Raw genomic sequence first — 20,133 nt, 5'->3', positions numbered from 1 at the left:
TCGGCTGTGGATCGGCCCCGGCGGGTCGTTTCGTTTTCGCTGTCCGGCGCCGAGGAGATGGACGTGGCACTCGATACCGCACCCGAGGGTGGGGCCCCCGACGACAAAGCCGCGCGTGAGCTGAAAGCGATCCGCGCACTGGAGAGCCGGCTGGCCGCGGCCTATTCGCCGGACCGTACGGCGGCGGAGGTGGGTGTCGCGGTGCGGACGACGCACGACCGGTTCTCCGGCAGCGCGGTCCGCGATTTCGTGCCGATCCTGGTGGAACGCGCGGTGCGCCGTGAACTGGCGCCGGTACCGGAGCCCGATACCACGTCCATCGCGGCAGACGACGTGACAGCGCCGGCCGGTGAGGACACAACGGGTTACGCCGGGACCGATCCGTCGGCGCCCGGCCGTCCCCGGGCCACCGACCGGCGCGGTCTGTTCGTGCTGGCCGGGGCCGGTGTGGTGGCGGCGGGCGCGGCCGCCTGGGCGGTGACCAGGCCGGATTCCGAGACGACACATGCGGCGGCGCCCGTCGCGGGCGCCCCGCTGACAACCGTCACCGGGATCGTCGGATCCGAGAAGACCGCGTTCTTCGGCGATGCGCGGGTCGCGGAAATCTTTGCCGCACACGGTTTCGAGGTCGGGGTGAAAGCGGCCGGGTCGCGGGAGATCGCCACCTCGATCGATCTCGCCGGGCAGGCATTCGCCTTCCCGTCCAGCCTGCCCGCGGCCGAGAAACTGAAGCGCGAGGTGGGGGTGCGGACCCAGTTCACGCCCTTCTATTCGCCGATGGCAATCGCCACCTTCGCGCCCATCGTGGAACTGCTCGACGCGGCCGGGGCGGTGAAGTACGACGGGCCCGTCCCGGCGCTCGACTTCTCCGCCTATATCGATCTGGTCCAGCGTGGTGTGCAGTGGGACGAACTGGCCGGGAACCGGGCCTATCCCGTGGCGAAGAACATTCTGATCAGCACCACCGATATCCGTACCTCGAATTCGGCGGCGATGTATCTCGCGGTGGCCGGCTATGTGGTCAACGATCATGCCGTGGTACGCGGCGCGAGGGCCGAACAGCATGTTCTGCCTACCTTGCAGCGGCTGTTCCTGGCGCAGGGCTATACCGAGGACTCGAGTACGGGGCCGTTCGAGGAGTACCTCACCGCGGGGATGGGTGCGACACCGATGACCTGGATCTACGAGGCGCAGTACGTCGCAGCGGCCGTTGCGGGCCGTCTGCGCGACGATATGGTGCTGCTGTATCCGTCGCCGACAGTGCTGTCCCGGCACACCCTGGTTCCGCTCACCCCGGAAGGGGAGGCGGTCGGTGCGCTGCTGCACAACGACGCCGATCTGCAGGCGCTGGCGGCCGAATACGGGTTCCGCACCGGCGACGCGGCCCGGTTCGACGAGGTGGTGACCGAGCACGATGTGCCGGTCGGCCGGGATCTCGTCGATGTGGTGGACGTACCCGCCTACGAAACACTCGAACATCTGCTCGACGGGGTCGCCGGCGCCTATTGACCGCTCCGGCGGGGAACCGTCCGGCTCCCCGCCGGGAACCTCACAGTTGGGTCGCGACCTCGTTGGCGATCAGCGTCAGGTGTTCGAGATCGGTGAGGTCGAGGATCTGCAGATAGATCCGCTGGGCACCGATCTCGCGGTAGCGGCCGATCTTGTCGACGACCTCGGCGGGGGACCCGGCCAGCCCGTTGGTACGCAATTCGTCCACCTCGCGCCCGATGGCGGCGGCCCGGCGGGCGATCTCGGCCTCGCTCGTACCGATACAGGCGACGAGTGCATTGGAGTACACCATGCTGTCGGCCGCCCGGCCGTGTGCCGCGACCGCCGCGCGGACGCGGTCGAACTGGGCGGCGCTGTCGGCGGCGGAGAGGAACGGAATATTGAACTCGCTCGCGTACTGCGCGGCCAGCCGGGGCGTCCGCTTCGGGCCCTGCCCGCCGACGATCACCGGAACGGGCTGCTGAACCGGTTTGGGCAGCGCCGGTGAGTCGCGCAGTTCGTAGTACTTCCCGGTGAAGTCGAAGGTTTCGCCGAGCGCGGTCTCCCAGAGTCCGGTGATCACCGCGAGTTGTTCTTCGAATCGGTCGAATTTGTTGTCCGGGAACGGAATACCGTAGGCGGTGTGTTCCTCGGCGAACCAGCCGGTGCCCAGACCGAGCTCCACGCGGCCGCCCGACATCTGGTCCACCTGCGCGACCTGGATCGCCAGCGGGCCGGGTAGCCGGAAAGTGGCGGCGGTGACCAATGTGCCGAGCCGGATCCGGCTGGTCTCCCGGGCCAGGCCGGCCAGGGTGATCCACGCATCGGTCGGTCCGGGCAGGCCGTCCACCGATCCCATGTGCAGATAGTGATCGGACCGGAAGAACCCTCCGAAGCCGAGTTCTTCCGCGGTCCTGGCCACCCGCAGGAGTGTCGTGTAGTCAGCGCCCTGCTGCGGTTCGGTGAAGATACGCAGTTCCATGCGCCTATCGTGCCGCACGGCCGGGTGGCGGTCCCGGCCGCCCTGCGGCGGCCACGGTGGGCCGCCGATCTCAGCCGAGCCGCGCGGCCGGACCGGTCATCGTGGTCGGCAGAACCTGGTCGGACCAGCCGCACGGGAGACCACAGCTGGCGATGACCAGAGTCTCGACCTCGCCGGTGTTGTAGACGCGGCGGTAGGATTCCGCGCGCGCCGGGTAGCCGCACGATCGGCATTTGCCGAAGTAGTTGAGAATTTCGTCGGTGTGGTTGCGGACCACCCGGCGCCGGGTCTCGGGCATGGTTTCCTCCGGGGTCGCCAGTGAGTGCTTCGGCGCCGAATGTAATTCGCGCGCAGCAGTTCCGTACCCGGAGTGAATCGTGGCTGGGATCACTCACACCGCGGTCGGCGGAAGCTTTGGGCAACCTCCAACCACGAGGTGGGAGGGCTTTCCGGGGCTGGGGTGAACAGTCGGCAATTCGATTTCGTGACCTGTCACAGAGCGCTCCCGAAGTAGGTGCTACTCGCTGGTAATAACGGGGCCGCCCGGCTATTGTGAGCGACGTTACAGATGGGTTTCCCCGCCGACCCAGTTGTCCGTTGCGGGCCGACGAGAAGTTGTACGAGTTGGTTACCGACGTCATCGATGTGGTCGCGGATCTGCCCGCGGCGCGCGCCGCGGTATGGGATCTGCTGCTGGACCCGCAGACCTATCCGCGCGTGTTCACCGGGATAGGCGCGTGCTCCAGGCTCGACCTGCCGGGGACACAGCCGGTTTTCGAGTTCCGGATCGGCACACCGGATACCGGTATCCGGGTGCTGCGGGTGCGGGTGGTCACCGGCCGCTGGTATGAAAGTTGCGAACTGCATGCGCCGGAGATCGGCAGCTTCGCCGCCTTGCGGCTGACCGGAGAGGGCGATCGCAGCCGGGTGGCGGTCACCTTCTTCACCCCCGGCCGGGTGCACCGGCAGGTGGCCGGTCTGTCGAATTCCGCCGTGCAGGATTGGGCGGTCAAGGGTCTGCGCCGGATCGCCGATATCGTGTCCGGCGCCCGCACCTCGATCGTGGCCAACGGGGAGGCGTCGCCGGTACGCCGCAGCTTCGGAGTGATGCGGCAGGTGACTGCCAGCGGTGTGGTGCGCACCAACGCCCAGGTGGCGGTGAAACAACTGCTGTCACTGAACAAATGGGGTTTCAATCTGGCCGGCGGATACGCCGCCGGCGCCGCGTATTCGCCGCACCGGCTCGCCGTGATCGACGAGTGGGGCGCGCGGACCTTCGCCGAAATGGACGAACGCACTACTTCGCTCGCGGCGGCCATGGCGGCAGTCGGTCTCGGTGCCGGCGATGCCATCGGCCTACTGTCGCGCAACCATGCCGGCATGGTCGAAACCATGGTCGCGGCCGGGAAACTCGGCGTGGACGTGGCACTGCTGAATGCCGGCCTGGCCGCCCGCACCATAGAACAGATCGTCCAGCGGCATCGGCTCTCGGCCCTGTTCGTCGATGGCGACCTGGAGGCGCTGGTGCAGTATCTGCACGCGGACCTGCCCAGGTTCACCACCGATCGGCGGCCGCCGTTCCCGGACCGCTACACGGTGGACGATCTGATCGAGATGGGGGAGAAGGATTTCCGGATACCGGCCCATCCCGGCCGGTTGATCGTTCTCACCTCCGGAACGAGCGGGGTCCCGAAAGGGGCGCGGCGCCCACATCCGAAGGGATTCGCGACCATCGCCGCGCTGCTGTCGCGGATCCCGCTCGAAATGGAATCGGCGATGCTCATTCCGGCGCCGCTGTTCCACACCTGGGGGCTGGCCGGACTGCAACTCAGTACCGCGCTGCGTTCCACGGTGATCCTGCCGGAGCGTTTCGATGCCGAGGATTGCCTGCGCCTGGTCGCCGAGCACGCGATCACCACCATGATCGTGGTGCCGACCATGGTCAACCGTATCCTCGACCTCCCGCCCGCGGTGCGCGCCCGCTACGACACCTCGAGTCTGCGGCACGTGATCAGTTGCGGAGCACCGCTGGCCGGGGCCACGGTCCTGCGGTTCATGGACACCTACGGCGATATCCTCTACAACGTCTACGGATCGACCGAAGTGTCCTGGGCGACCATCGCGACCCCGGCGGATCTGCGTTTCGCGCCCACCACGGCCGGCCGGCCGCCGCTCGGCACCCGGGTCGCGGTACTGGGCCCGGACCACAAACCGGTGCCCATCGGCGCCACCGGGCATATCTTCGTGGGTAACCACATGCTGTTCGACGGCTATGTCAACGCCGCGCCGCCGGACGAGGCCCACGGCATGCTGGATACCGGTGACATCGGATATTTCGACATCAACAGGCGATTGTTCATCGCCGGGCGCGACGACGAGATGATCATCTCCGGCGGTGAGAACGTTTTCCCGCGCCCGGTGGAGGAGGCGCTCGCCCATCTGCCGCAGGTGAGCGAGGTCGCGGTGGTGGGTGTCCCGGATCCGGAATTCGGGCAGCGCCTGGCCGCTTTCGTCGTGAAACACGAAGGGTCCGGGCTGGATCCGGATATGGTGCGCACCTATATCCGGCATCGGCTCAGCCGGTTCTCGGTGCCCCGGGATGTCACCTTCCTCCCGGCCCTGCCGCGCGGGGAAACCGGAAAGATCTTGAAATGGCTGCTGGCGGGCGGGCACAACGGAGAACTTCCGCCTTCCGGTATGGGCGGGCTGGGAGTCAGCGGGTCGGTGTGACCCGGCCGCTGTAGCGGCGGTGAGCACCGCACCGCGCAGGGGCGGATGCCCGGAAGATGCCGGTAGCGAAGATATTCGCGGTGACATGGTGTGATCCGGGGTTGCCGGGGTGCGGGCTCGCGGCCCGCCGGTGCCGTCGGGGCGAGCAAGAGGAACGGGGGCCACGGACCGCCGAGCGGACACGAGTAGATTCAGCATCCGCATAGGCAATCGGTCAGGGAGAGGCATCCTCCGTGGTAGTAGTTTCCGTGCTCGCAGGGCTGGCCGCGGTGGTGGTGCTCGCCGGGTTGCACTGGTACCTGTGGCGACGGCTGGTCCGCGACACCACGCGAGCGGGCTCGATATGGCGGCCGGTCGGCGCCGGGGTGCTCGGTCTCGGCGTGGTGCTGATGGGCGGTTCCTTCGGTGCGGTGTTCGCCGGTGCGACCTGGGATTTCTGGCGTATGGCGGTGTGGCCCGGCTTCGTCTGGGCCGCGCTGTTCGTCTACCTCCTGATCGGTGTGCTGGCGGGGGAGATCATCCGGCCGCTGCTGTTGCGTGCACTGGAGCGCCGCGACGCCGGCACCGCCGCACCGCAGCCGGCTCCCGCCGCACCGCAGCCGGCTCCCGCCGCACCGCAGCCGGGTCCCGCCGCGCCACCGGCGGCGGCGCCGGAGCCCGTGGGTGCAGGGGTCGGGGACAGCGGGGGGCCACCCCGGCCGTCGGCAGCTGCCCCGGTACTCACGGCGTCCCGGGAGCCGCTGTCGCGGCGAGTGCTCATCTCCCGGATGGCGGCGGGCGCGACGGTACTCACGGCGGGCGCGGTGGTGGGGACCGGTACGTACGGAGTGCTCGACGGGCCGATGGTACGGCGGGTCACCGTACCGCTGGCCAAACTTCCCGCCCAGGCGCACGGCCTGCGGATCGCGCTGGTCAGCGATCTGCATCTGGGGCCGGCGCTCGGCCGCGGGTTCTGTGAAAGGGTGGTCCGCACGGTGAACGGGACCCGCCCCGATCTCATCGCCCTGGTAGGCGATCTCGCCGACGGCGGCGTGGCGGATCTGCGGGCCGAAACCGAACCGCTGGCCGGGCTCAGTGCCCGGCTCGGCACCTACTTCGTCCCGGGCAACCACGAGTACTACTCCGACGCCGACGCCTGGCTGGACCGGGTCGGTGAGCTCGGGATGCGGGTGCTGCTCAACGATCGGGTGAGCCTGCCCGATTTCGATCTCGCCGGGGTCGACGATCCCGCGGGCGCCACCGTGGGCCGCGGCCCAGATTTCGCGGCGGCGCTGGACGGCCGGGATCCCGAACGGGCCTGCGTTCTGCTCGCCCATCAGCCGGTGGTGGTCGACGATTCGGTGCGTTACGGCGTGGATCTGCAACTGTCCGGCCATACTCACGGCGGACAGTTGTGGCCGGGCAACCTGCTGGCACGGTTGGCCAACCCGACCGTGGCAGGGCTGGAACTGTACGGGGCGACGGCGCTGTACGTCACCCGCGGCGCCGGGGCCTGGGGGCCACCGGTTCGGGTCGCGGCACCCTCGGATATCACCGTGCTCGAGCTGGCGTCGCTGCGGGGAGTCTGAACCGGGGCCGCGAACGTGGACACTCGCTTCAGAGCCGGGTGAGCAGCGTGCGCAGACGCTCGATCCGCGGACGCTGGACCGGTGCGAATTCCGGTGGATGGTGGATCTCGATACTGAGTCGGTCGTCGTAGGTGGTGATGATGCTGGTCCCGCCGCCCGGCTGCGGGGGGCGGCGGCCGGTGGGGTCGGATTTGGCGATCATGGTGGTGCGGAAATCGTCGATCCGGACGCCGTAACCGGACAAGCCGGGTAATCGGCCCCAGTTCGTGGTCATCACCGTGTCGACCGGATTCGCCGGTGGTGCCGCCAGGGTGTCGGGCAGTTGTAGTGGAGTCTGCTGGACGTAACCGGTGGTGAGACCGTCTCGTAAGGCGTCGAGGACCCCGCGGGCGAGTGTGGCGAGCGTGTACTGCTCACCGGGGGCCGGGCGGAAGCCGGCGAAACCCAGCACATTGGTGCCCTCGGCCGGCCCGATGGGCGGTCGGACCCGGTGCCGTAGATCCACCGAGTACGAACACTGCAGGCCGGTCACCGGTATCCGGCGGGCCTCGGATTCGGTGAGCAGCAGTGCCGCGGCCACCAGGCTGTGCACGGTCACCCCGGCGCGGTGCCCGAATGACACCAGCGCGCCGGTGTGCTCCCGGCTGAGCCGGCACCGGGCAGTGATCAACGGCGGGTATTCGTGGTGGTTCGTGGTGAGTGCGTCGGGTGGTGGGAGCGGGGGTTCGCTGCGGCCCGGCCCGCTCCGGCCGGGAACAGGGCGGCGGGTGATTCCGCGGGCCGCGAGCAGGTCTTCGACCGGTAACGGCTGCCGGGCCGGTGGGAGAACCGGGACCCGGCCGGCGGCGGCGGTCGAATAGCACTGCCACAGATGTTGGTAGAGGTGCAGCGCATGTGTCGCGTCGGCGATACTGTGGTGGACGAGCAGGGTGACGGCGGCGCCGGTCGCGGATCGCACCACATGCACCGAGCCGAGAGCCCGTCGCTGGTCCGGTTCGGCACCGGTGAGCAGGAATTCCGGGTTGCCGTCGGCCACCGTGACCACGATCGCGGGTGGACCGGAGGTGACCAGCGTATGCCCGAACGGCTCACTGGGTACGAGCTGGGCACCGAGTACGGGATGGGCGGTGACCAGTGCCTCGTACGCGGCGGCCAGGGCCGTGGTGTCGAGCCGGCCGGATACGCGCGCGCAGTATCCGACGAAAACCTCGCTGAAGGCGAAGATCTGCTCACTGGGAGCCAGCGGTCGGATGACGGTAGCCGCGGTCATGGTGGTGCCTCTGTCCGGATGTTGGTGAGAGATTAACCCAAAAAGGCGTCGTTGCCTCATATTTCGCCGCGGACGAGACGGATGCTACACAGTTGCCCCGAAGAGGCTGGTACGTTTGCTTAGGTATACCTAATAAGTGAGGAGGCCGGATGGCCAGGAAACGCACGACCATGACCGTGGCCCGGACCGAGCGGCTCAGCTCACACCTCGTCCGCGTGTATCTGGGCGATCCCGGTTTCGACGATTTCACCGCGAACGAATTCACCGACGCGTATGTGAAACTGCTGTTCGACCGGCCCGACGGCGAGGTGATGCGAACCTATACCGTCCGTTCGGTCGATACCGCGGCGCGGGAGATCGCCATCGATTTCGTGGTGCACGGTGACGAGGGGATCGCCGGACCGTGGGCGGCCACCGTGCGGCCCGGGGAGCAGATCACGTTCTTCGGTCCGGGCGGGGCCTATGCGCCGCGTACCGACGCCGACTGGCATCTGCTGGCCGGCGACGAAGCCGCGCTGCCCGCGATCTCGGCTGCGGTGCAAGCCCTGCCGGAGGGCGCGCCCGCGAAGGTCTTCCTCGAGGTCGCCGATGAGTCCGACGAGATCGCGCTGCCGTCCAAGGCGTTGGTCGATATCACCTGGGTGCATCGCGGCGGCGCGGCGCACGAGGTCGGCGACGACCGGGCCGGCGACAATGCCCCGCTGATCGCCGCGGTGCGCGGCGCACCCTGGTTGCCGGGGCAGGCGCAGGTATTCATCCACGGCGAGGCGCAGGCGGTGATGCACAATTTGCGCTCCTATATTCGCCGGGAACGCGGGGTCACCGCCGAATTCGCGTCGATCTCCGGATATTGGCGGCGCGGCCGTACCGAAGAAGGGTTCCGGGTCTGGAAGAAGGAACTCGCCGAGGCCGAGACCGCCGGCTAGCCGGGTCGCGATCAGCTCGCCGGGCAGCCCGCCCCGCCCGGAACCGGCAGGCAGAGGCCGGCCGTCGCCGAGAGCAGGAGTCCGGCGCCGGCCACCAGTGCTCCGAGAGCGACGACGAGGAAAATCGTCACCCACAGCAGTCCCGGTAGCCGGGTCAGCCGGGCCAGTTGGTCGGCATCGGTGGTGCCGTCGCGCATCCGGGACCGGGTGCGCTGCAGTTCCAGGACCGGACGACTGCCGGCGAGCAGCAACAGCCAGGTCGCCAGATAGGCGAAACCGGCCTGCAGCGCATCGGAGCCGAACCAGGACACCACGAAAACCAGGGCTCCCGTGGTCATTACGGAGACCACGCCGTACACGTTGCGGATCATCACCAGCATGGCGGCCAGGGCGGCGATCGCGATCCACAGCATCAAGGTGATCCGCCCGGCACCGAGCAGGGCGGCGAAGCCCAACCCGACCAGCGGTGGCGCCGGATAGCCGGCGAGCGCGGTCAGGATCATGCCGAAGCCGTAGGGCTTGCCGCTGGAGACGGTGAGCCCGGAGGTATCGGAATGCAGGGTGATCGCATTGAGCCGGCGACCGCTCAACAGGGCGACCACAGCGTGACCGCCCTCGTGTGCGATGGTGACCACGTTGCGGGTCACCCGCCACAGTGGCCCGTACCCGACGAGGATCAGGGCCGCTATCGCGGTCGCCAGTACCAACCAGGACGGCGGAGCCGCCTGGGTCGTCGTGAGCCGCTCCGCGATGGAACTGCTGCGGTCTATCAGATCACCGGTATCCACTGCCGCACCATATCCGGGGAGGGCGCTACGGCGCGCGTCACCGGGAACACGGCCACCCCGGCGCGACCGGGTCGTGCGGTCGCGCGATACCCAGGTATGTGTTGATGGGACGTTTCACTATCTTTGGCGGGATGTATTCCGAGGTGGACCGAACTCGGGGCGTTGAGTCGTACGCAGAACCATGGATAACTATACGTTTGTCCATATCGGTAGTCGGTCGCTGGCGGAGGGAGCACGAATGTGCACGAGTGGGCAATACGACCCCGAACCGGAGGACTCCGCCGAAGTCTTCGATGTGCCGGAGCTCCCCGAATTGCTGCGGATCTGGTCTGTGCGCGGCACGGGCGTGGTGAGCGCGTCGCGGCCGTCGGCGGATTTCGGGACGGCCTTCCGGGTCGGATTGGGGCTGGCGCTGGCGCTGCTGGACGATTCCGATCCGTCGGGCCGGCAGGTGCTGGCCCGGCTGGAGGTGGCGGCCGCCCGGTGGGCCCGCGAGGAGGTGCCGCTCGAGATGATCCAGCACGCCTTGCACGAAGGGGTCAAAAGCGGACTGGGCCTCCGTGATTCACCGCTGTCGCAACGACCCGACCCGGCCTCCGGCGGCATCGACGGGTCGTTCGTGGTGGATGTGCTGGATACGCTGACCGCCGCGGTATCGCGCGCCTATGTGGCACAGGTACGCAGCGGCCGGGAACCGGCCTGATATCACCTCGCCCGGTAGCTGCGCGCGACGAGCGCGGAGCGCAGATACCACAGACCCGACGGCTGGGTCGGGTCGAAACCGGTCAGCTGCGCCACGCGTTTGAGCCGGTAGTCGATGGTGTTGGTGTGAATATGCATGAGCCGGGCCGTGCGCTGGCGATTGAGGTTGTTGGAGATATGGCGCTGCAGCGTTTCGAGCAACTCCGGGTGATCGTCGAGCGGATCGAGCAGTGAACCGAGGTACTCCCGGCCCGGCCCGGGACGGGTGAGCTGGTATTCCAATGCCATATCGTCGAACCGGTAGAGCCCGGGCACGCATTCGAGCCGCTGCACCATATCCAGCAGCTCATGGGCCTGGTCCGCGGCGGCGGGGATATCGGCGGTAGGCGATTCCACCATCGCGGCACTGATCGGCACCTGCGCCGCCCGCGACAGGTGCGGGATCAACTCGTCGAGCTGTTCGGCACTCAGCGTTTCGGCCGGCAACAGGACGGTGCCACCGTCCACGCTCAGCAGCGACAACGCCGCGTCGGTGCAGCGGGTCGCGAGTTCCGCCTGGACCCGGCGCAGTTTGCGCCGCGCCACCACTTTGCCGTCGAGCGCGGGAACGGTTTCGTCGGAATGAGCCGGAATCGCCACCGCCAGAACGACATATGCGGGGGCGATCTCGATACCGCATTCGCGGGCCATGGTGGAGGTGCTGTGCCCGCCCAGTAGTGCCGAGGTGAGCGTATGCACGGCCGTATGGTGTTCGCTGACCACCGAGCGCAGTTCTCGCATATAGGCCATCGAGATGCAGACGGTCATCTTGTCGAGCATTTCGACGACGAGTTTGGCCCCGTCGACCAGAGCGGAGTAGTCGGTCACCGTCGCCTGGGATACGACCAGGTCCAGGCCGAGCCGGAACCCTTCGTGGACGGCGTGGTGGATGGTGTCGATCGGCACCCCTTCGCGCGCCCAGCCGGCGGCGGCGTTCTCCAGTCTCCGGGTCTTCTCCGGGATGTCCTGCCCGTCGAGCATGCTGACGGCGAGTTCCAGGCAGGTGCGGGTGATCGCGGTGACATCGCCGTAGATGGCGTCGCCGGGCAGGGTTCCGCACGGCACCACGTTCTCCACGAAATGACCCACCATCCGGCGCGACAGCTTGCGGACATCCTGTAGTGGCGCGGACATGGGCTGTCCCGACAGCGTCAGCTTCGTTCTGGTCGTGTCGACGGTCATGCTGACTCCTTCTACCCCCGGATGGTGAGACTGCGGCTACACAGTAACGAGCGCCTGTCGAGCCGGGAACCGCTTTGCGAACTGGACTGGACGACCGTGAAGGGGTGCGTCGATCGTATTGTGACTGGTCACAGTGGTTCGGGCTATGGTCGAATCCGCTGATCAGGCCGGTAGCGCGGGCTCGAGGACGCTGGTCACCCGCTCGGCCCGGCCGCATACTTCGCCGCCGGTTCCGGGGCCGGCGCTGTCCAGCCGGACCCGGATAAGGCCGCCGTCCTCGGTGGGCAATACCACCGTGCAAGTCACCGCGGGATCGGCGGCTGCCGGCTGCACTCGCTGCCCGGCTCGGTCCGCCACGGTGATCTCGGTGTGGGTGGCACCGGCGCCGCCTACGTCCGCCGGGGACCCGGCGGTGGTGAACAGCACCCGCACCACGGCCTCGCCGCTGCTCCAGCCACACCCCGCCCAGCCCGGCTCCGCGGCGACATCCCGGCGTTGCGATCCGGCCGGGAACCCGGCCTCGGCGATCAGATCGGCGGGCAGGTCACAGGGGTCCCATACCGCGGCCGGATCCGTGACATCCGCCGGTCCGCAGGCTCCGGTCCCGAGCGCGGCGGCGAGAACGCACCACAGCAGCCGGTGGCGAACGAGGCTGCCCGGGACGGCTGTCGATTTCGTCATTCCGCGGATGCTAGCCGCGGGTTGTGCTGCGGCACAGGGTATCTGTGGGCCCTCACAGGGGTGCCGCGACGCTGTTGCGTCGCGGCACAAGCCGGTTTCCGCCGGTATCGCGGCAGCAACTCTTCCACTATGTGGAAATCCCGGCGCCGGGCCGGGCGGTGCGGGAATAGCGTGACCGGACGGCCGTGTTGGCCTGTCTGTTGTCCGAGGAGAGGAGTACGCCGGTGGTGGCGGATACCGCAAAGGCCGGCGTTGGGCTTCGCTCCGACCGCGGCGCGATACTCGGCTCCCTGATGCTTGCCACCGGGCTGATCGCGCTCGATTCGACGATCATCGCGACCGCGGTGCTCTCCATCACCTCGAGCCTCGGCGGTTTCGCTCAGTTCCCCTGGCTGTTCTCCATCTACCTGCTCGCGCAGGCGGTCACCGTGCCCATCTACGGCAAGGTCGCGGATATGGTGGGCCGCAAACCGGTGATCCTGTTCGGTATCGCGGTATTCGCGCTCGGTTCGCTGCTGTGCGGGCTTGCCGGGAACATGATGTGGCTCATCGTTTTCCGGGGAATCCAGGGCATCGGCGCGGGCGCCATCCAGCCGATGACCATGACCATCGCCGGCGATATCTACACCCTCGCCGAACGCGCGAAAGCCCAGGGATATATCGCCGGAGTCTGGGCCCTGTCCTCGGTGGCCGGGCCCCTGCTCGGCGGGGTATTCGCCGACTACCTCGGCTGGCGCTGGATATTCCTGATCAATCTGCCGCTATCGGCCTGGGCGGCCTGGATGCTGGCCCGCCATTTCACCGAAACCGTGCCCCGGCAGCGGACCCGCCTCGACTATCCCGGCGCGATCCTGCTGACCACCGGCGCGGGAGCGGTGATCCTGGGCCTGCTCGAAGGCGGCCGGTCGTGGGCGTGGGGTTCGCCGGCCGGTATCGGGATCTTCGCCGGCGGCGTGGCCGCGCTGGTGGTGTTCGTCCTCGTGGAGCGCCGGGCCGCGAATCCGATCCTGCCGTTGTGGCTTTTCACCCGGCGAGTGGTGCTGGCGAGTTCGGCGATCTCGCTACTGGTCGGCGCGCTTCTGCTCGGCCTGACTTCCTACGTCCCGACCTTCACCCAGGGGGTGCTGGGCGCGAGTGCCCTGGTCGGTGGGCTGACCGTGGGCGCGCTCACTCTGGGATGGCCGATCTCGGCCTCCCAATCCGGCCGGGTGTACCTGCGGATCGGTTTCCGCTTCACTGCCGTCCTCGGCGGTGTTCTCGCCACCATCGGCGCGTCCGCCACGCTGTTCATCGACGCCGGATCGTCGATCGGGCAGATCGCGGCCACCTGTTTCCTGATCGGCCTCGGGATGGGCCTGGTGGCCAGTCCGACTCTGATCGCCGCGCAGACCGCCACCTCCTGGAACGAACGCGGCGTGGTGACGTCGGCGAATATGTTCGCCAGGTCGATCGGCAGCGCGGTCGGCGTGGCCGTGTTCGGGGCACTGGTCAACTCACGGGTCGGTGACGCGGCCGTACCGACGCCCGCGGCGCTGGCCGAGGGCGTGCACCTGGTATTCGTGGCGGTGCTGGTGATGACGGTGGCCATCGTCGGTGCGGGCGCCCTCATGCCGGGCCGCTCCGGATCCGGCCGGTAGCGGCCCGGCGTCGCGGCGGCTACGCCTCGCGGCCGAGCACCTCCACCCGTTCCCCGGCCTCGAATTCGATCACCTGGTGAACCCGGGAGTCGCCGACCGGGCCGAGATCTGCGAGTACCACCTCGCCGCGCCGGGTCAGCGATTCGACGATCGCGTCCACCGGCCGGCCATCCGATCCGGCGATGCGGATTCGGTCGCCGACTCCGAGAGCATCGGCACGGACACCGCTGGGCGCCGCCTGCGGGTTGTACACCCCGCAGTAGGTGCGGCCGGCCGCATCGCCGATCCCGCGGTGGGCGATGGTCCACCACACCGGCGCGGAACTGTCGCCGACGGTCCGGCGGTGGCGGTGCAGCACCCGATCGCGACCGTCCTCGGCGGCCGCGCGGCTCTCGTGCACCGAAACATGCCGCCGTATCGGCGCACTCCGATGCTGCACGGTGCCTGCCGCACCGTCGACGACCAGTACCCAGCCGCCGGAGAGATCCTGGTCCCGGGCCGCGTTCACTCGTTTGGCCAGCGCCTGCCCCGGCGTGGCGCCGAGCCGGTCGGCCACCTCGGCCAGGCTTTCGGCCAGCCCCAGGGCCCGCAGGAATCCGGCCACCTCGATCTCCGCGGTGCCGAGCCGCTGGGCCAGAACCGGCATCGGCGTACGCTCGCGCCACGCCTGCCGGGCGAGATGCTCGTGGTCGGTGAACCACAGCGCGGACGGGCCGTGGCGGTGGTTGTCCACAACGACCGCCCACCAATCCCACTCCGGCTCGGTGGCCAGCCGATCCCGAATCCAGCCGGCGCGTTCGGCGGCGCGGACTCTTTCCTGCGGGGGTATGAAATTGCGCAGCGCGGCCCGCACCGCGGACGGGGTGCGGCCGAGCTCATCGGCTATCTCGGGCAGATTCTTACCGGCTCGGAGTTGCGACACGATGGTCCGATACTCCGATTCACGCCACGATGTGCCGTGCTGACGCGGCGGCAGCAGTGGTTGTTGTCCGAATTCACTCATCACAGAACCCCCGGTTCCGTTGCGCCGGAGCGTATCCGCCGCGATCGGTCGGCCGATCGCGGCTTACTCTCCGACTGTGTCCTACCTGCACCATTTTACTGCGGGGGTATGACAGAAACAGCTCCGCGACGCGATGGTGCACGAACGGATGCGGTGCCCATATCGCTTCGGCGGCAACGGAATCGGCGCAACGTTCGTGCCGGGCCGGCTCGGCCGTGCACTGTCGCGAGGACGGAGCACGGCCGAGCCCCGCTGTTACGGAGTGGAATAGCCGATCAACGCACCGATACCCGCACCGATCGGGATGGTGATCAAGGCGCCGACGCCGCCGAGGAAGAAACCGAGTACCGCGCCGATACCGCCGCCGATGAGCGCGCCGATTCCGGCGTTGTGCATCTTGCGGGCTTCGGTTTCCGGATCGGCGACCAGCTGGGCGATATGCTTGCCCGCCGGTGAGGCGGCATCCGGGGTGAGGGTGAGGGTCCGGCCGTCCGCGGAGATCGCCGCCGCCAGTGGTGCGGTGGTTGCGCCGGCGGCGAGCCCGAGCGGCACGGCGGTGAGCGTATGCCCCGACGCGTCGGCCAGGCTCACCGCGGCCCCGTCCGCGGTGAGCCGGAAACTGCCGCTGTCCAGCGTCGCGACTACCGCTGTACCCGTCTCGTTCGGCGCGACCACGTAGCCCACCCCATGCTCGGCGCCGCGGACGGCCACCTCGGCAGTCTGCGGATCGGCGTGTGCGGTGCCCGTGGCCGCCCCCAACGCTGCGATGGAGATCAGCGCGGTCGCGGCGAAGTGCTTGATTCTCATGGTGTTTCCCCACTCGTTCTGCCGGCGTGGCTACGCCGGCGGTCCCCAACGGCCGGATCTCGGCCCGAAACCCATTCTCGAGGAACCGGTTACGACAGACAATGCTTTCGCGTCGATTGACTCCGACACGCCGCACGGATGCGGGGCCGTTTCACGAGCGTGGGGCGAACCGTGCGTATTCACTGCCGTTCGTGCGCTTTCTTATACCGGCGTGTCCCGGACGACGCGCGGTGGAGGTCGGCTCCGGCGTGACACCGGCTGTGCTGTGGCCGCGCCCGTTCCCGCCGGTGCGCTCGCCGATCGGGAGGTCAGATATCCAGGATATGAGGTAGCCCCGCCCGGAACCGGTCGGCGTCGAGTTGCTTGGCCGCCTCGAACGCCGGCAGCGCGACCAACGGGAACACGGGGGCATGCGGGGCAGGATCACCGGCGGCGTCGATGATCGCATTGGCGGCGCTGCGGCCCGATTCGTTGGCGCTCTCCATGGTCGCGAGGTCGATATGGCTGCGTACATGGTCACCGCCGAAGAACAGATTCGGGATCGCGCAATGCGCGTGCGGGCGATGATCGTAGGAACCGACGGTATTGACCAGCAGGGGTGTCTCGTTGTGGGTGACGCCGCCGGACCAGGTGATCCCCGGATCCAGATGCCAGGAGTGGATATCCTCGTCGCGCAACCAGCCGGTCCCCGTATTCAGCCATATTTTCAGTTGCGCCCATACTTCGGCCGCGATCTCCGCCGCGGTGCACTGTCTGGCCGGCCGGCGGTGCACGATCCCCGGGGTATCCCAATCGGAGATATCCACCGAGAAGCATTCCCGCACCGAACCGTCGCCGTACCGACCGGCGAAATCGCCGACCCACATCGGCGCCTGGCGCAGCGCGGTGAGTGCCCAGGGTGAACCCAGGGCGGCGATATGCCCCTCGGGGATCTCGGTGGCGCGGCGCAGATAGAACTGGATACCGACCATCCAATCGGTGAGCAGTTCCCGCATCCCGGCCAGGTGCGGATCGGCCTCGAGGATCCGGTTGTTCAGCAACGGCACCGTTTTCTCCACCGGCATGGCACAGACGTAGTAGTCCGCGACCACGGGCGTCGCCGTACCCTGCGCGTCGGTGACGGTGGCGGAGTCGATCCGGCCGTCGGTACAGGACAACCGGCTCGCGCGCTGCCCCATGACGAATCGCACGCCGAGCGACTGCAGATAGGCCACCCACGGATCGATCCACGCGGCGTTCGTGGGACGGTTCAGGATCCGGTCCACACCGCCGGCGAACTCCGGGATCAATCCCGTCCCGGCGAGCACCAGGGCCTCGCCGATTGTGCCGATCGTGCGCGCCGAACTCAGATGTGGTTTGGCGGCCACCGTGATACGGGTCAGCGCATTGACCAGATACGTCCGGTAGGCCGCGGATTTACCGTCGGCCCGCATGATCTGCTCCCAGGTCAGGTACTCCCACTGCCCGAACCGCCGTTCGGTGCTCGAGGTGAACCACATCAGCATCTGTTTGCCGAAGAAGGCCAGTTCGTGCGGGGGCAGTTCCGGGATGAAGCCGAATGCGCTGACAATGCTGTTCTGCAGGCGTTCCGGGGTGATCTGGTCCAGGCCGGCGATCTCCACGGGCACGAAGATCGGCGGCCGGTCGCGGAAACCGGCCACGGTGCCCTCCACGCGGGTCAGATTGTCCAGGACTCCATTCGGATTGCCGGGGAACGGTATCCGGCGCATGGTGTCGGGAATGTTCTGATAGCAGCCCGGGAAGAACCGGAAACCGTGCTCGCCGGGCAGATCGGCGCGTCCGCCGGTGCCGGTGCCCGCAACACCCATACTGCGCGCCTTTCCGCCCAGATAGGACGGTTCGTAGACGGTCACCCGGAAACCGCGTTCGGCGAGTTCGTGGGCGGCCGACAAACCGGCCATTCCGCCGCCGAAGATCGCGACCTCCTTACCGCCGGTACGTAAACCGGGAGTTCGGTGGCGCGCGGGGGCCGCGGTGGCGATTCCCGGTCCGGCCGCGAGTACGGCGGCGCCGGCGAGTGCCCCGCGCAGCGCGGTACGACGGTCGATCGCGGCTGACTTCTTCGGCAGCTGATCCGACATGGTGCTCTCCTGGTCAAGCGGTTGAAGTGCCGGTGACGGGTGGGGTGCCGCGCAGCGTGGTGCACGACGTACGGAATTCACGGGCGGCCACGGCGAGTTCGTGCGCGATATCGCCCAGGACCGGCCGTGGATCGTGGCGGTGCCGCCACAGTGCGCCGGCCGTGAGCCGCGCCATCCGGGCCGGTGTGTAGAGCTCGGCGGGACGTCTGGTGCGGGAGAAGATCCCGGTGGTGACAGCCGCCAGCTCCGGGTCGGTGGTCGCGGCGCGATACAGCTCGACCTCGAGCGGGCTCATCGCGGTTCCGCGGGCGAGCCGGTTGGTCCAGTGGTAGATCTCCCGGCATTCGCGCACGCGGCGCCGTTCCCAGGCGGCGACCGCACGGTCCAGCCGCGCGGGATCGTCGAGGACCGGGGCCACCGCTTCTGCGAGCAGGCGGCCGTAGTGCAGGGCGTCGCGAATGCCCTGAGCGGTCACCGGATCCTTGAAATGCCCGGAGTCGCCGGGTAACGCCCAGCCGGGCCCGCTCGACCGCCGGAAGTACGAGGCGATCCTGGTGGCCGCCCGTACCCGCCCGGCCTGTTCGCAGCCGCGCAGACGTTCGCGCAGCGGCGGGATCCGGTCCAGGGCGGCGGCGTAGCGGCGTCCGGCATCGCCGGGACGGAGTTTGCCGGTGTCGGCCGGCGGCTGGACCAGGCACAGCACCAGTCCGTCGTCGCACGGGAAAGCCGTGCCGAGATCGGCTCCCACCCGCCATTGCGCGGCGGTCGAGCGCCATTCGGCGGCGCTGTCGCGCCAATACGCGAAATAGCAGTCGCGACCACTGGCTTCGGCCTCGTACGGCGTTTCCGCACCAACCTGCCGCGCGACGGTACTGCGCCGGCCGTCCGCCCCGACCACCAGGGCGGCGCGGAGTTCGACGGTGCGTTCATCGGGTCCGGTGTACCGGACGCCCGCGCACCGCACACCGTCCCAGACCAGTTCGGTGACCCGGCAGTGCTGGCGTACCTCGGCCCCCGCACGGGTGGCTGTGCGGACGAGCGCGTGATCGAGGCCGGTCCGGCGGACGCACAGGGTGTAGCCGATGCCGTCCACCTCGGGAAACGGTGTCGCGATGGTATACCCGGAGCCCGCCGCGAAGGCATGGGTGAGGGCGGGAGCGCCGAGTGCCGATACCGCGTCCAGCGCGCCCAGCCGGGACAGTTCGGCGACCGTGGCCGGCCACAGCAGATGGGTGGACAGGGTATCCGACGGAAATCGGGCGCTGTCCAGGACGATTACCCGGCGCCCGGCCCGGGCGAGTGTGGCCGCGGTCGCGGAACCAGCGCAGCGGGCGCCGACGACCACGACATCGGCTTGTTCGACCGCGGCGGGGAAGCCAGCCATACGAACCGCCTCGGTCATCGAGTCTCGGACACTATGTCCGATTGATGGTGCGGTGTGGTGGCGAGGTTGTCAACCGTCCGGGCCACACTGTCCCGCACAGTTTTCCACGCCGAACTGCGGGCACAATGGGCCCATGGACCTTGCGAGCGGACACCCACCACAGTGGTCGAGCGATACGGCGGTCCCCGGATGCCCTCGCTGACCCGCGCCGCCCGGCCCGCCCGGAAGCCCGACGACGATCGCCGGGCCGAATTCGAGCAGCGGGTCCTGCGCGCGGTCGAGGATCTACTCGCCGACGGCACCCCGTTCACCGAGATCGCGGTGCAGCGGATCGCCGCGACCGCCGAGGTGGCGCGATCCACTTTCTACCGCTACTTCCCGGACAAGAGCCGATTGCTCATCCGGATGGCGGAACTGGCGACCAGTGATCTGTTCGCCGCCGCCGAACGCTGGTGGAACGCCGAGCACACCGATCGCGAAGCCGGTGTACGGCAAGCGATGAGCGCCATGATCGCGGGCTTTCGCCGGCACCGCTTCCTGCTGCTCGCGCTGAGTGAACTCGCCGCCTACGACCGCGACGTCGGCGCCTATTGGCGCGGCCGGGTCGCCGGTTTCGTCGATCTGGTACGCCAACGGCTCGAGGCCGACCGCGCCGCCGGCCGGGTGGCGCCCGAACTGGACCCGGCCGCGACGGCGCTGGTGCTGGCGGCCATGGTGGAGCGGTCCATCAGCACGGCATTCGCCGTGCGCACCGGCATATCCGATGCGGAACTCGCCCGGGCGCTCGGCCGCTCGATCTGGCTGGTGGTCTACGGTGACGCCCCGGCAGGCCCGGCCTGAGGGG

The 20,133-nt window shown here is 68.7% G+C and carries 17 protein-coding genes; 7 read left to right on the top strand and 10 right to left on the bottom strand.

The features are described from left to right. Window positions 1–6 precede the first annotated feature (6 nt). The gene (locus tag IU448_RS03735; protein ID WP_280457010.1) at window positions 7–1,509 is read left to right on the top strand and encodes a three-helix bundle dimerization domain-containing protein; all 1,503 of its coding nucleotides are present in this window, start codon (window positions 7–9) and stop codon (window positions 1,507–1,509) included. A gap of 40 nt (window positions 1,510–1,549) precedes the next feature. On the opposite strand, the gene IU448_RS03730 is transcribed toward IU448_RS03735, so the two are convergent. After that, window positions 1,550–2,470, bottom strand: coding sequence for an LLM class F420-dependent oxidoreductase (locus IU448_RS03730; protein WP_195054054.1), 921 nt, complete (start codon window positions 2,468–2,470; stop codon window positions 1,550–1,552). 70 nt (window positions 2,471–2,540) lie between these two features. Then, entirely contained in the window at window positions 2,541–2,768 is a 228-nt protein-coding gene (locus IU448_RS03725) for a hypothetical protein (protein ID WP_195054053.1), read from the bottom strand. Between the two features lie 326 nt (window positions 2,769–3,094). Between IU448_RS03725 and IU448_RS03720 the strand changes: the two genes are divergently transcribed. Continuing rightward, window positions 3,095–5,200, top strand: coding sequence for an AMP-binding protein (locus IU448_RS03720; RefSeq protein WP_195054052.1), 2,106 nt, complete (start codon window positions 3,095–3,097; stop codon window positions 5,198–5,200). 233 nt (window positions 5,201–5,433) lie between these two features. Beyond that, entirely contained in the window at window positions 5,434–6,768 is a 1,335-nt protein-coding gene (locus IU448_RS03715) for a metallophosphoesterase (RefSeq protein WP_195054051.1), read from the top strand. Between the two features lie 28 nt (window positions 6,769–6,796). On the opposite strand, the gene IU448_RS03710 is transcribed toward IU448_RS03715, so the two are convergent. After that, window positions 6,797–8,038: a phthiocerol/phthiodiolone dimycocerosyl transferase family protein gene (locus IU448_RS03710; RefSeq protein WP_195054050.1), complete on the bottom strand. Its 1,242-nt coding sequence runs from the start codon at window positions 8,036–8,038 to the stop codon at window positions 6,797–6,799. 149 nt (window positions 8,039–8,187) lie between these two features. On the opposite strand from IU448_RS03710, the gene IU448_RS03705 reads away from it, so the two are divergent. Beyond that, window positions 8,188–8,964 (top strand): siderophore-interacting protein, encoded by a 777-nt coding sequence (locus IU448_RS03705; RefSeq protein ID WP_195054049.1) that lies wholly within the window; start codon window positions 8,188–8,190, stop codon window positions 8,962–8,964. Between the two features lie 11 nt (window positions 8,965–8,975). Here the strand turns inward: IU448_RS03705 and IU448_RS03700 are convergent, their stop codons facing one another. Further along, window positions 8,976–9,752 carry a M50 family metallopeptidase gene (locus tag IU448_RS03700; protein ID WP_195054048.1) on the bottom strand — a complete coding sequence of 259 codons (777 nt, stop codon included), beginning with the start codon at window positions 9,750–9,752 and terminating at the stop codon, window positions 8,976–8,978. A gap of 238 nt (window positions 9,753–9,990) precedes the next feature. On the opposite strand from IU448_RS03700, the gene IU448_RS03695 reads away from it, so the two are divergent. Further along, window positions 9,991–10,455 carry a hypothetical protein gene (locus tag IU448_RS03695; protein ID WP_195054047.1) on the top strand — a complete coding sequence of 155 codons (465 nt, stop codon included), beginning with the start codon at window positions 9,991–9,993 and terminating at the stop codon, window positions 10,453–10,455. 2 nt (window positions 10,456–10,457) lie between these two features. Here IU448_RS03695 and IU448_RS03690 read toward each other — a convergent pair whose 3' ends face one another. Both IU448_RS03690 and IU448_RS03685 read right to left on the bottom strand, forming a co-directional pair. Beyond that, on the bottom strand, window positions 10,458–11,675 hold the full coding sequence (locus tag IU448_RS03690) for a PucR family transcriptional regulator (RefSeq protein WP_195054046.1): 1,218 nt from the start codon (window positions 11,673–11,675) through the stop codon (window positions 10,458–10,460). A 162-nt stretch (window positions 11,676–11,837) separates the two neighbouring features. Next, window positions 11,838–12,356: a DUF3558 family protein gene (locus tag IU448_RS03685; protein ID WP_195054045.1), complete on the bottom strand. Its 519-nt coding sequence runs from the start codon at window positions 12,354–12,356 to the stop codon at window positions 11,838–11,840. A 224-nt stretch (window positions 12,357–12,580) separates the two neighbouring features. Here IU448_RS03685 and IU448_RS03680 point away from each other — a divergent pair, with 224 nt between their 5' ends. Further along, window positions 12,581–13,993: an MDR family MFS transporter gene (locus IU448_RS03680; RefSeq protein WP_195054044.1), complete on the top strand. Its 1,413-nt coding sequence runs from the start codon at window positions 12,581–12,583 to the stop codon at window positions 13,991–13,993. A 19-nt stretch (window positions 13,994–14,012) separates the two neighbouring features. Here IU448_RS03680 and IU448_RS03675 read toward each other — a convergent pair whose 3' ends face one another. From IU448_RS03675 to IU448_RS03660, 4 genes are all read right to left on the bottom strand, one after another. Further along, window positions 14,013–14,996: a hypothetical protein gene (locus IU448_RS03675; protein WP_195054043.1), complete on the bottom strand. Its 984-nt coding sequence runs from the start codon at window positions 14,994–14,996 to the stop codon at window positions 14,013–14,015. 255 nt (window positions 14,997–15,251) lie between these two features. Further along, on the bottom strand, window positions 15,252–15,803 hold the full coding sequence (locus IU448_RS03670; RefSeq protein ID WP_195054042.1) for a hypothetical protein: 552 nt from the start codon (window positions 15,801–15,803) through the stop codon (window positions 15,252–15,254). Between the two features lie 308 nt (window positions 15,804–16,111). Further along, window positions 16,112–17,905 (bottom strand): hydroxysqualene dehydroxylase, encoded by a 1,794-nt coding sequence (locus IU448_RS03665; protein ID WP_195054041.1) that lies wholly within the window; start codon window positions 17,903–17,905, stop codon window positions 16,112–16,114. A 13-nt stretch (window positions 17,906–17,918) separates the two neighbouring features. Then, entirely contained in the window at window positions 17,919–19,289 is a 1,371-nt protein-coding gene (locus IU448_RS03660; protein ID WP_195054040.1) for an NAD(P)/FAD-dependent oxidoreductase, read from the bottom strand. Window positions 19,290–19,346: 57 nt separating this feature from the next. Between IU448_RS03660 and IU448_RS03655 the strand changes: the two genes are divergently transcribed. Continuing rightward, window positions 19,347–20,129, top strand: a complete 783-nt coding sequence (locus tag IU448_RS03655; RefSeq protein ID WP_280457516.1) for a TetR/AcrR family transcriptional regulator — start codon at window positions 19,347–19,349, stop codon at window positions 20,127–20,129. Window positions 20,130–20,133: the final 4 nt, after the last annotated feature.

This window comes from Nocardia flavorosea (assembly GCF_015477805.1).
Classification (GTDB): domain Bacteria; phylum Actinomycetota; class Actinomycetes; order Mycobacteriales; family Mycobacteriaceae; genus Nocardia; species Nocardia flavorosea_A.
The sequence above is the reverse complement of the archived record's forward strand: the minus strand, read 5'-3'. Positions and strand labels throughout refer to the sequence as shown.